Source organism: Chitinibacter sp. FCG-7, assembly GCF_040047665.1.
GTDB lineage: Bacteria > Pseudomonadota > Gammaproteobacteria > Burkholderiales > Chitinibacteraceae > Chitinibacter > Chitinibacter mangrovi.
Genome location: NZ_CP157355.1, coordinates 2,810,051 through 2,822,882, shown reverse-complemented (window position 1 = coordinate 2,822,882; position 12,832 = coordinate 2,810,051). Strand labels below are relative to the sequence as shown.

6 protein-coding genes, 2 tRNA genes and 3 rRNA genes are annotated in these 12,832 nt (G+C 51.4%); 1 reads left to right on the top strand and 10 read right to left on the bottom strand.

The genetic code is table 11. From position 1 onward, the window contains the following. Positions 1-11: 11 nt before the first annotated feature. Complete coding sequence (locus ABHF33_RS13350; protein ID WP_348944408.1) at positions 12-1,154, bottom strand: efflux RND transporter periplasmic adaptor subunit; 1,143 nt, start codon at positions 1,152-1,154, stop codon at positions 12-14. A 220-nt stretch (positions 1,155-1,374) separates the two neighbouring features. On the opposite strand from ABHF33_RS13350, the gene ABHF33_RS13345 reads away from it, so the two are divergent. Next, entirely contained in the window at positions 1,375-1,983 is a 609-nt protein-coding gene (locus ABHF33_RS13345) for a TetR/AcrR family transcriptional regulator (protein WP_348944407.1), read from the top strand. 93 nt (positions 1,984-2,076) lie between these two features. Here the strand turns inward: ABHF33_RS13345 and ettA are convergent, their stop codons facing one another. The 9 genes from ettA to ABHF33_RS13300 form a co-directional block, all read right to left on the bottom strand. After that, on the bottom strand, positions 2,077-3,744 hold the full coding sequence (gene ettA, locus ABHF33_RS13340; protein ID WP_348944406.1) for an energy-dependent translational throttle protein EttA: 1,668 nt from the start codon (positions 3,742-3,744) through the stop codon (positions 2,077-2,079). A 131-nt stretch (positions 3,745-3,875) separates the two neighbouring features. Beyond that, entirely contained in the window at positions 3,876-4,220 is a 345-nt protein-coding gene (locus ABHF33_RS13335; RefSeq protein WP_348944405.1) for a hypothetical protein, read from the bottom strand. Between the two features lie 263 nt (positions 4,221-4,483). Continuing rightward, positions 4,484-4,597: ribosomal RNA gene (gene rrf / locus ABHF33_RS13330) — 5S ribosomal RNA — on the bottom strand. 167 nt (positions 4,598-4,764) lie between these two features. Beyond that, positions 4,765-7,650 (bottom strand): 23S ribosomal RNA (locus ABHF33_RS13325). Positions 7,651-8,031: 381 nt separating this feature from the next. Then, positions 8,032-8,107, bottom strand: a tRNA-Ala gene (locus ABHF33_RS13320). Between the two features lie 38 nt (positions 8,108-8,145). After that, a tRNA-Ile gene (locus ABHF33_RS13315) sits at positions 8,146-8,222 on the bottom strand. 119 nt (positions 8,223-8,341) lie between these two features. Further along, positions 8,342-9,875: ribosomal RNA gene (locus ABHF33_RS13310) — 16S ribosomal RNA — on the bottom strand. The 16S, 23S and 5S rRNA genes sit together here with 2 tRNA genes alongside, the layout of an rRNA operon. Positions 9,876-10,399: 524 nt before the next feature. After that, positions 10,400-10,906 carry a DUF934 domain-containing protein gene (locus tag ABHF33_RS13305; protein WP_348944404.1) on the bottom strand — a complete coding sequence of 169 codons (507 nt, stop codon included), beginning with the start codon at positions 10,904-10,906 and terminating at the stop codon, positions 10,400-10,402. Next, entirely contained in the window at positions 10,899-12,581 is a 1,683-nt protein-coding gene (locus ABHF33_RS13300) for a nitrite/sulfite reductase (RefSeq protein WP_348944403.1), read from the bottom strand. The genes ABHF33_RS13305 and ABHF33_RS13300 overlap by 8 nt, the downstream gene beginning before the upstream one ends. Positions 12,582-12,832: the final 251 nt, after the last annotated feature.

Sequence of the window (12,832 nt, the reverse complement as noted above, 5' to 3'; positions counted from 1 at the left end):
CTCAAACTCCTTTATTGACGCGCTGCTGCGCTGGCTTGTGGCTGGGCTTGACTCTGTGTTTTGGCTGGCTCGGCTTTCACCGGCATGCCAGGCAGCACTTTCTGCAAACCTTCAACGATCAGTTGCTCATTACCTTGCAAACCTTCGCTGATCAGCCACTGATCACCCACAGTGCGGCTGGCTTTCACCGGAACAGCTTGTGCCTGCCCATTTTTATCGACCACCATGACATTGGCTTGCCCTTTCGGGGTGCGGATCAGCGCCTGCTGTGGAATCAACACCGCTTTCTGTACTTCGGCAGTGGCTAATTTGGCACGGACAAACATGCCCGGCAGCAAGGTTTTGTCCGGATTAGGCACTAACACGCGCAAGGTCACGCCGCCGGTTTCGGCATCAACCGTCGCATCGGCAAATTGCAAGCGGCCTTCGTGGGCAAATTCACGACCGTCTTCAGTAATCAGACGGACTGGCAAGCCTTGCTTGGTCGGCTGCGCAGTGGCAAATTCGCTTTTCAGGCGCAATAATTCTGCGCTGGACTGGCTGATATCAACATAAATCGGGTCAAGCTGCTGCACGGTGGCCAAGGCTGTGGCTTGCCCAACTGCGAGCAAAGCCCCTTCGCTCACGCTGGATTTGCCAATGCGCCCGCTAATCGGCGAGCGAAGCTGGCTGTAGTTCAAATTGATTTTGGCGACTTGCTGTGCGGCCGTTGCGGCAGCCACATCAGCCTTGGCTTGCAGAAAAGCAGCCTGCGCATCATCGTTTTCCTGACGGCTAACGCCGTTGATCGCAATCAGCTCCTGATAGCGTTCTGCTTTCAGTTTGCTGCTGAGCAAGCTGGCCTGAGCCCGCGCCAGTGCCGCACTGGCGCTTTCATAGCTAGCTTTAAAGCTGGCGTCGTCAATCTGGTACAAGACTTGTCCGGCGCTCACTTCGCTGCCTTCGGTGAACAGGCGTTTTTGTAAAATGCCGCCCACTTGCGGGCGAATTTCAGCACTGCGGTGCGCCACAGTACGGCCGGGCAGTTCACGCTCGATCTGAATATCCTGAGTTTTCAAACTCACCACCCCTACCGGCATGGGTCCGTTGGCACCCGCACCACCCTGGGGCGCCTGCTGGCCGCAAGCGCTCAGCGCGGCAGCGAGCAATGTCATTGTCAGTAACCGTGGCAGGGACTTTGGCTGTCTGGGCATATTGGGTCTCTTTATCTGAATGCATGAAGTAGAAAGCCAAGCAGATCCTGCTGGCAGCTGGCTTGTAAATTTAGAGCGCTCACTCTAGAATGAACGATCATTCTAATTTCTTAGCAAAAAAATGGCAAGTGAGTATAATTCCACACCGAATCTAGCTTGAATACCTTAGGAAATTGTGACAATGAGCGCCAACTCTGCTGATTTACCCGATATTGATAAAGCAGAATTACGCCGGCTGCAAGTACTGGATGCAGCGGCGGCCTGTTTTCGCCTCGCCGGCTTTCATGCTGCCAGCATGGCCTCAATCGCTAAAGCAGCGGGCATGAGCGTGGGTCATATCTATCATTATTTTGCAAACAAGGAAGCGATTATCTCGGCGATTATTGATCGCGAGCAGCACAAGCAGCTGCAGGTCATCCATATGTTGCTGCGCGCAGAAAACACGATTGAGGCGCTGATTGAGCACGCAGAACAAGGCTTGGCCGACAGTCTGGATTTATCAAATTCGGCACTCAACTTTGAAATGATCGCCGAAGCATCGCGCAACCCCAAAGTTGCCGAAATGCTGCAAGCGTCAAATCGCGTGTTGCATGAGTTTGGCAAAGACATTATCACCAAAGCCCGCGTAGACCTGCCTGCACTCAGCGAGGAAGACAATAATGCGCGGTGCGACCTGATTATTTCCCTGTTTGATGGCTTGAGCATGCGCGCCATCAGCAACCCGCGCCTTAATACCCAAGCCGTACTACCCGCCTTGCAACGCACTATCGTACAAATCGTACGCAGCTAAACCAGAGCCTGCGCTTGTATCGCGCACGCTGGAAAATGCATTTTCAAATAAAAAGCCACTCCGCAGAGTGGCTTTGCTTTATTACTGATTCAATTAACGAGAAATTGGCTTGTAGCGAATACGTTTTGGTTTCGCGCCTTCTTCACCCAGACGTTTTTTCTTGTCGGCTTCGTACTCTTGGTAGTTACCGTCAAAGAAAGTCCATTGCGAATCGCCTTCGGCCGCCAAAATATGCGTCGCGATACGGTCGAGGAACCAGCGATCATGGGAAATTACAAACGCGGTGCCAGCAAATTCCAGCAAAGCGTCTTCCAGTGCACGCAAAGTTTCCACATCCAAGTCATTTGATGGCTCGTCGAGCAGCAGCACATTGCCACCTTTCAATAGTGTTTTGGCCAAGTGCAAACGACCGCGCTCACCACCTGACAGATTGCCGACGATTTTTGCCTGATCGGCACCTTTGAAGTTAAAGCGGCCCAAATACGCGCGGCTGCTCATCTCGAACTTGCCAACAGTAATCACATCATGGCCACCTGACACGTCTTCAAACACCGTTTTGCTGTTTTCCAAGCCTTCACGACTTTGCTCGACAAAAGCCATTTGCGTGGTTTGACCGATTTCCACTTCACCGCTATCGGGCAATTCTTTACCGGCAATCATTTTAAACAGCGTCGATTTACCGGCGCCATTGGGGCCAATAATGCCGACAATCGCACCAGCTGGCACATTGAAACTCAGATTGTCGATCAACAGGCGATCACCAAAGGCTTTGGAAACGCCTTTGAATTCGATGACTTTATCGCCCAGACGCTCGGCAACTGGAATAAAGATCTCTTGGGTTTCATTGCGTTTCTGATGCTCAAAGCTGCTCAACTCTTCAAAGCGGGCAATACGCGCTTTGGATTTGGCTTGGCGCCCCTTGGCATTCTGGCGTACCCATTCGAGCTCTTTGTTCAGGGCTTTCTGGCGCGCAGATTCTTGTGACTCTTCCAGCTTCAAGCGGGCTTCTTTTTGCTCCAGCCAAGATGAGTAATTGCCTTTCCATGGAATGCCCTGACCACGGTCCAGCTCAAGAATCCACTCAGCAGCATTATCGAGGAAGTAACGATCATGCGTTACGGCCACCACGGTGCCAGGGAAGCGCACCAAGAATTGCTCCAGCCATTCAACCGATTCGGCATCCAAGTGATTGGTTGGTTCGTCAAGCAGCAACATATCGGGCTTGGACAGCAGCAATTTGCACAAAGCAACGCGGCGTTTTTCACCACCGGATAGATTACCAACAATCGCATCCCACTCTGGCAGACGCAGTGCATCGGCAGCGATTTCCAGTTGCAACTCGACGTTTTCGCCTGAGCCAGCAGAAATAATCGCCTCCAGACGAGCTTGCTCTTCGGCCAGCGCATCAAAGTCCGCACCTTCTTCGGCGTAGGCGGCGTACACAGCTTCGAGCTTGGCTTGCGCTTCAAATACTTCGCCCAAACCACTTTCGACTTCCTGGCGCACGGTATTGGTCGCAGTGAGCTCAGGCTCTTGGGCCAGATAGCCGATTTTAATGCCAGGCAAGTGTTGCACTTCACCGTCGTATTCTTTATCAACACCGGCCATGATTTTCAGCACGGTCGATTTACCCGAACCATTCAAACCCAGCAGGCCAATCTTTGCGCCGGGGAAGAAAGACAGCGAAATATCCTTAATAATTTGGCGTTTGGGTGGAACAATTTTGCTCACGCGAAGCATTGACATTACATACTGAGCCATGGATTTTACCCTTTGCAAACGAATGCGCAGAGTGTAGCAAAATCTTGGGCCTTGCGCCCTATCATCCTACATACCCATAGGCAGTATTGACTTGTAAAGCAAAAATATAAAATCCTACAACCATATACCCATCAAGCACCAATCGAAGTGCGCCAGCCGGTAGTTTTGCCAAATTCGATTCTTGTGCAATCAGCAGAAAAGCCATATTGCTCAGCCTGCTCGGCAATAGCCAGACGATGCTTCATACACTTGACCTCTTTGACCTCACCCTGACCATCCGCAACAACATAAAGGCCGATAAAATTCTGCGCAACTACGCGCAAGTGACGTGGCATTTTGGCAATCATACGCTGCGACAGCATCGCTGCGGCACCGCACAAAGCAGGCTGCGCCAGATATTCCAGCAAGGCCATCGGCACTTCAAGCTGGCGTAACTGGACAAAAGCAGAATGAGATACACGGAAACGGTAAGCCATGGAATTTCTCCCTGATTAATATAGAACGTACGTTCACAATACAAGGTAAACTCGCAAAACTCAAGAACAAAAAGAACGAATGTTCTACAAACGTCACACCAAAATAAACGTATCGGCTGTGGATGCGGTAGTTTCAAAGAGTATTTAGCTACAGAGCAATCTGAGCATACCCTCCAGCCACATACCTGTCCTGCACATTGCCAATCTCGCAGACAGCAAAAAGCCCAGCTCTTTCGAACTGGGCTTCTGGCTTACTTAGGGGAGTCTGGCAATGACCTACTTTCACACGGGCAATCCGCACTATCATCGGCGCTGAGGCGTTTCACTGTCCTGTTCGGGATGGGAAGGAGTGGGACCACCTCGCTATGGTCACCAGACAAAACTGGGTGAGTTGACTGCTTAGGCTTTCACCTTTGCAACCACTCGAAATCAATAGAAGAAGTAATCTTTCATCAGCTCAGCTTTCGCTTCGCCGGTCTCTCTTTATTCAACAATTCGCAATCGGGTCGATTGCACCTTCATCGCATAACGCGTCTCAGGTTATAGGATCAAGCCTCACGGGCAATTAGTATCGGTTAGCTTAACGCATTACTGCGCTTCCACACCCGACCTATCAACGTCCTGGTCTCGAACGATCCTTTAGAGGTCTTAAAGACCTAGGGAAGTCTCATCTTGAGGCTAGTTTCGCGCTTAGATGCTTTCAGCGCTTATCTATTCCCGACTTAGCTACCCGGCAATGCCACTGGCGTGACAACCGGTACACCAGAGGTCAGTCCACTCCGGTCCTCTCGTACTAGGAGCAGCCCCCCTCAAACTTCCAACGCCCACTGCAGATAGGGACCAAACTGTCTCACGACGTTTTGAACCCAGCTCACGTACCACTTTAAATGGCGAACAGCCATACCCTTGGGACCGGCTACAGCCCCAGGATGTGATGAGCCGACATCGAGGTGCCAAACTCCGCCGTCGATGTGAACTCTTGGGCGGAATCAGCCTGTTATCCCCGGAGTACCTTTTATCCGTTGAGCGATGGCCCTTCCATTCAGAACCACCGGATCACTATGTCCTGCTTTCGCACCTGCTCGACTTGTCGGTCTCGCAGTTAAGCCGCCTTTTGCCATTACACTATCAGTACGATGTCCGACCGTACCTAGGCGACCTTCGAGCTCCTCCGTTACAATTTGGGAGGAGACCGCCCCAGTCAAACTGCCTACCATGCACGGTCCCCGATCCGGATAACGGACCAAGGTTAGAACCTCAAAGGGGTCAGGGTGGTATTTCAAGGACGGCTCCACTGAAACTAGCGTTCCAGCTTCAAAGCCTCCCACCTATCCTACACAAACCACTTCAAAGTCCAATGCAAAGCTACAGTAAAGGTTCACGGGGTCTTTCCGTCTAGCAGCGGGGAGATTGCATCTTCACAAACACTTCAACTTCGCTGAGTCTCGGGAGGAGACAGTAGGGCCATCGTTACGCCATTCGTGCGGGTCGGAACTTACCCGACAAGGAATTTCGCTACCTTAGGACCGTTATAGTTACGGCCGCCGTTTACTGGGACTTCAATCAAGAGCTTGCACCCCATCATTTAATCTTCCAGCACCGGGCAGGCGTCACACCGTATACATCCACTTTCGTGTTAGCACAGTGCTGTGTTTTTGATAAACAGTCGCAGCCCTCATTTCTCTGCGGCCTCATTTAGCTCCGGTTGTACACCTTCACTGACTAGAGGCACACCTTCTCCCGAAGTTACGGTGTCAATTTGCCGAGTTCCTTCTCCCGAGTTCTCTCAAGCACCTTAGAATTCTCATCCTACCCACCTGTGTCGGTTTGCGGTACGGTTCGATATTAGCTGAAGCTTAGTGGCTTTTCTTGGAAGCAGGGTATCGCTCACTTCGTCTACAAGTAGACTCGTCATCATGCCTCAGCGTTAAAGCAGCCCGGATTTGCCTAAGCCACACGCCTACACACTTAAACCAACTCTTCCAACCGTTGGCTGAGGTAACCTTCTCCGTCCCCACATCGCACTAATACCAAGTACAGGAATATTAACCTGTTTCCCATCGACTACGCATTTCTGCCTCGCCTTAGGGGCCGACTCACCCTGCGCCGATGAACGTTGCGCAGGAAACCTGGGGTTTTCGGTGAGGGGGCTTTTCACCCCTTTATCGCTACTCATGTCAGCATTCGCACTTCTGATACCTCCAGCATCCTTCTCAAGACACCTTCACAGGCTTACAGAACGCTCCTCTACCATATGTACATCGTACATATCCGCGTCTTCGGTTATCAATTTGAGCCCCGTTACATCTTCCGCGCAGGACGACTCGACCAGTGAGCTATTACGCTTTCTTTAAATGATGGCTGCTTCTAAGCCAACATCCTGGCTGTCTATGCCTTCCCACCTCGTTTTCCACTTAATTGATCATTTGGGACCTTAGACGGCGGTCTGGGTTGTTTCCCTCTTGTCCCAGGACGTTAGCACCCCAGGACTGTCTCCCATGCTCGCACTTGACGGTATTCAGAGTTTGCCATGGTTTGGTAAGTCGCGATGACCCCCTAGCCATAACAGTGCTTTACCCCCGTCAGTGATACATGAGGCACTACCTAAATAGTTTTCGAGGAGAACCAGCTATTTCCAAGTTTGTTTAGCCTTTCACCCCTAGCCACAGCTCATCCCCTGACTTTGCAACGTCAGTGGGTTCGGACCTCCAGTGCGTGTTACCGCACCTTCATCCTGGCCATGGCTAGATCACTTGGTTTCGGGTCTACGCCCAGCAACTGTGCGCCCTATTCGGACTCGGTTTCCCTACGCCTCCCCTATTTGGTTAAGCTTGCTACTGAACGTAAGTCGCTGACCCATTATACAAAAGGTACGCAGTCACAGAACAAGTCTGCTCCCACTGTTTGTATGCATCCGGTTTCAGGTTCTATTTCACTCCCCTCCCGGGGTTCTTTTCGCCTTTCCCTCACGGTACTGGTTCACTATCGGTCGATGATGAGTATTTAGCCTTGGAGGATGGTCCCCCCATCTTCAAACAGGATTTCTCGTGTCCCGCCCTACTTCTCGTACGCTTAGTACCACAATTGTGTTTTCATATACGGGGCTATCACCCACTATGGCGGCACTTTCCATTGCCTTCTATTAACACGACTGCTATCACGTACAGGCTCTTCCCATTTCGCTCGCCACTACTTTGGGAATCTCGGTTGATTTCTTTTCCTGCGGTTACTTAGATGTTTCAGTTCACCGCGTTCGCTTCACATGACCTATGTATTCAGTCATGGATGACCCAAAAGGGCCGGGTTTCCCCATTCGGAAATCGTGGGATCAAAGCACTTTGCCAGCTCCCCCACGCTTATCGCAGGCTATCACGTCCTTCGTCGCCTATCATCGCCAAGGCATCCACCAGATGCACTTATTCGCTTGATCCTATAACCTCAAACACGTTTTACCGTGATCTCGGTTTAGAGTATCGGTATTTACGACTTGTTGAATGATTTCTCAGGTCATTCAACGGCTAGTCTTTTGACTAGCAGATACAATCAACCCAATTTCATACTGTAAGGAGTGAGGCGTAAGGCGTGAGGCGTAAACCTCAAACCCAACTTCACTCCTACATTGTTTAATTAGGAGATATTACTTCTTCTATTTTGTTAAAGAACGATACAGCCAATTAAATCGCTGCTGATTTAAGAAATCAGAATTCAAACAACTAACGGTGTTAATTGCTTCAATTGTGATATCTCGTTTAAGCTAGTTTGGAACAGGTTTTACACCTTACTCTTCACGCCTAACACCTCACAGTTTGATTGGTGGAGGATGACGGGATCGAACCGACGACCCCCTGCTTGCAAAGCAGGTGCTCTCCCAACTGAGCTAATCCCCCAATCTGGCATTACTAAGCTGTTTCCACTGATGAATCAATGGTGGGTCAAGCTGGAATCGAACCAGCGACCCCCGCCTTATCAAGACGGTGCTCTAACCGACTGAGCTACTGACCCAGCTTCCAACCAAGTCCGTAACCCAACAATGAATTGCTTCATTGCTCAGCTACTTTCTCTGTATCTTCAAAATCTACAGCCGATGAGTGTGAGTACTTGACCCGCAGGTCTTTCTCTTGAAAGGAGGTGATCCAGCCGCAGGTTCCCCTACGGCTACCTTGTTACGACTTCACCCCAGTCATGAATCCCACCGTGGTAAGCGGCCTCCTTGCGGTTAGCCTACCTACTTCTGGTGAAACCCACTCCCATGGTGTGACGGGCGGTGTGTACAAGGCCCGGGAACGTATTCACCGCGACATGCTGATCCGCGATTACTAGCGATTCCGACTTCATGCACTCGAGTTGCAGAGTGCAATCCGGACTACGATCGGTTTTGTGAGATTGGCACCCCCTCGCGGGTTAGCGACCCTCTGTACCGACCATTGTATGACGTGTGAAGCCCTGGTCATAAGGGCCATGAGGACTTGACGTCATCCCCACCTTCCTCCGGTTTGTCACCGGCAGTCCCACTAAAGTGCTCAACTGAATGGTAGCAACTAGTGGCAAGGGTTGCGCTCGTTGCGGGACTTAACCCAACATCTCACGACACGAGCTGACGACAGCCATGCAGCACCTGTGTTACGGTTCCCGAAGGCACTCCTCGATCTCTCAAGGATTCCGTACATGTCAAGACCAGGTAAGGTTTTTCGCGTTGCATCGAATTAATCCACATCATCCACCGCTTGTGCGGGCCCCCGTCAATTCCTTTGAGTTTTAGTCTTGCGACCGTACTCCCCAGGCGGTCAACTTCACGCGTTAGCTGCGTTACTAAGCTCCGAAAAGCCCAACAACTAGTTGACATCGTTTAGGGCGTGGACTACCAGGGTATCTAATCCTGTTTGCTCCCCACGCTTTCGTGCATGAGTGTCAGTATCAGCCCAGGGGGTTGCCTTCGCCATCGGTGTTCCTCCACATCTCTACGCATTTCACTGCTACACGTGGAATTCCACCCCCCTCTGCCGTACTCTAGTTAGCCAGTTCACAATGCAATTCCCAAGTTGAGCTCGGGGATTTCACATCGTGCTTAACAAACCACCTGCGCACGCTTTACGCCCAGTAATTCCGATTAACGCTTGGACCCTACGTATTACCGCGGCTGCTGGCACGTAGTTAGCCGGTCCTTATTCTTCAGGTACTCTCATCCCCGGTGGGTATTAGCCACAAGGATTTGCTCCCTGACAAAAGCGCTTTACAACCCGAAGGCCTTCTTCACGCACGCGGCATTGCTGGATCAGGCTTGCGCCCATTGTCCAAGATTCCCCACTGCTGCCTCCCGTAGGAGTCTGGACCGTGTCTCAGTTCCAGTGTGGCGGATCGTCCTCTAAGACCCGCTACTGATCGTCGCCTTGGTGAGCCTTTACCTCACCAACTAGCTAATCAGCCATCGGCCGCTCCAATAACAAGAGGTCTTGCGATCCCCCTCTTTCCCCCGTAGGGCGTATGCGGTATTAGCTATCCTTTCGGATAGTTATCCCCCATTACTGGGTACGTTCCGATGTATTACTCACCCGTTCGCCACTCGCCACCAGACCGAAGTCCGTGCTGCCGTTCGACTTGCATGTGTAAAGCATGCCGCCAGCGTTCAATCTGAGCCAGGATCAAACTCTTTCGTTTAATCTCTAAGCTAAATGTACTACTTGGCTTGTACTTCAATACTCAAAGAAACTGCGAGATAAATTCCGAAGAATTTGTCTTTCAATTTTCTTTTCAATTGAGTGCAAGCACTTGATTTGACTTACGAATCAAGCACTCACACTCATCGGCTGTAATTTGTTAAAGATCGGGCTGAAGAACCAGAGAAACGACTACTTCGTTTCGCTGCGTCATCAGCAGAGAGGCCGAACTATACCCACGCCCCTGAAACACGTCAACACCTATCGGCGAAGAAAATCCAACAAAGGTGCTAAGTGATTGATCGGAAAGGGAACGAAAATCGAATTATTTTGGCAAAAAGCGCAGAAAGACAAACAACTGCACCGGCACAACGACCGACAAAACGCGGCAAAACCAGCTAAAGCGGCGAGCAGTGGGCAAAAGCAACCCAACAGGAACGCTCAAACAGTGCAAAACCAGACCCGAAAAGCACTCAGCCCGCTGGCGCGGGCTGAGTTGGTATATATAAGGCTCGTTTTTGGTGACTAAGCAGTCACGGGGCGGCGCAAGAACAATGGGTTGGGCACGTCAACGCTGGATTGGTAGAACTCGGTGAAATCGTCAATCCCTTTGATCGCTTCGTTGATGTCTTTGTCGGCACGCACTTCGAAGGCTGTAAAGCCGCAACGTGCCAGATAGTTCAAAGTGTCTTTGAATACATCACCCACAGCGCGCAATTCGCCAGTAAAGCCATAGCGCACGCGCAGCAGACGGCCAATCGAGAAGCCACGACCATCGGTAAAGACCGGAAAGTCGCAGGCAATCATGGCAAATGTATTGGCATCGACTGGCAATGATTCGGGTTCATCGTCCGGCGCAAAGCAGATAGCCACTTCGCGTCCGGCCAATTCATCTCTATGCCCCAGCCAGTATTGGTATGGAACCAAGATAGCGCCTTCGCTAGGAACAGATACCCCGCCTTCGGCATCAGGCACAACCCGGGTCCAGCGATTATCAACGATGTCGCGATTAATGATGAGTTGATTAGACATCGGCTTTCTCCTTGCGAATCGGTTTGCCTTCGTAAACTTTGGCTTTGAAAGGCTCGGCACCGATGCGGTCAAACACATCGATAAAGCGCTCTTCGCCTTCGCGGTTCGCTACAAACACGTCGATGATTTTGCTCATTACATCAGGCATTTCTTCCTGCGCGAAAGACGGGCCAATCACCTTGCCAATTTTCGCATCGGCGCCTTGACGGCCACCCAGCGTAATCTGGTAGTACTCGGCATTGTTTTTATCCACGCCCAGTACGCCAATATTGCCAACGTGGTGATGGCCGCAGGCATTGATACAGCCCGACATATTGACGTCGATTTCGCCCAGATCAAATAGATAATCCAGATTGTCAAAACGCTCCTGAATGGCTTGAGCCACCGGAATTGATTTGGCGTTGGCCAAGGCGCAGAAGTCGCCACCCGGACAGCAGATCACATCGGTGAGCAAACCAATATTCGGCGTTGCAAAGCCGATGCGTTTAGCTTCTTCCCATAGGGCAAACAATTGAGATTGTTTTACATCAGCCAGAATCAGGTTTTGCCCGTGCGAGACGCGCACTTCACCAAAGCTGAAGCGGTCAGCCAGATTAGCGACATCATCGAGTTGCGCATCGGTTGCATCGCCCGGTGGTACGCCGGTTTTCTTCAGCGATAACGTCACCGCAGCGTAACCAGGTACTTTGTGCGCAAAGACATTGCGCTCTACCCAACGTGCAAAAGCCGGATTGGCGGCTTTGGCCGCGACGAATTCAGCATCGTCAGCTGGCAAGGTTTCATAAGCTGGAGCAGTGAAGAAGCGGTGATTACGTGCGATTTCGGCATCGGTCAGCGTTTGCGGGCCGTCTTTCTCGAATGCCCATTCTTGCTCGACTTTGGCGGCAAACGCTTCCGGCGTCATGGCTTTGACCAGAATCTTGATCCGCGCTTTGTATTTATTATCCCGACGGCCGTAGCGGTTATACACGCGCAGCACGGCATTGAGATAAGTCAGCAGATGTTTTGGCTCTAGCCACGGCTTGATCAGATCACCAATCATCGGCGTACGACCGAGGCCGCCACCGACGTAAATTTCGAAGCCCACTTCACCTGCGGCGTTCAGTTTTACATTGATACCAATATCGTGCACCAGCACAGCGGCGCGATCTTCGGCAGCGCCATTCACAGCAATTTTGAACTTGCGCGGCAGGTGGGCAAATTCCGGATGGAAAGTAGACCACTGGCGGATGATTTCACACCATGGACGTGGGTCGACGATTTCATCGTGCGCCACACCGGCAAACTGATCCGACGTGGTATTGCGGATACAGGCGCCCGAAGTCTGAATGCCATGCATTTGTACGGTGGCCAACTCAGCGAGCATCTCAGGCACGTTTTCCAGCGCAGGCCAGTTGTATTGCACATTCTGGCGCGTGGTGAAATGCACATAGCCTTTGTCGTATTTACGCGCCAATTCGGCCAGCTTGCGCACTTGCGCACTGCGCAAATGGCCATATGGAATAGCCACACGCAACATCGGGGCCAGACGCTGAATATACAAACCATTTTGCAGGCGCAGCGGGCGGAATTCATCGTCGGTCAATTCGCCAGCCAAATAGCGGCGCGTCTGGTCGCGGTACTGCGCTACGCGCTGGTCCACGATCTTTTGGTCGTAATCGTCGTAAATATACATGGCTTCTATCCGGTTATACGGCTAACAGTCTGCAATAATACCAGCCCTTCTATATTCAAGAGAACGATTCTTTTTGAATATGTATCAGTTTTTTAGTTCTATCTGACCCAACGCAAACCCCAGGGCGCGGAATGATTGCAGCGCCGATTGCAGCAGCCTGCAGCAGCCTGCAGCAAGCCTCGCCCCGGTTGCACATTTGCCGACTGGCGGCAATTGAAGATAATCACCACAGACTCGCCATTGTCTTACAC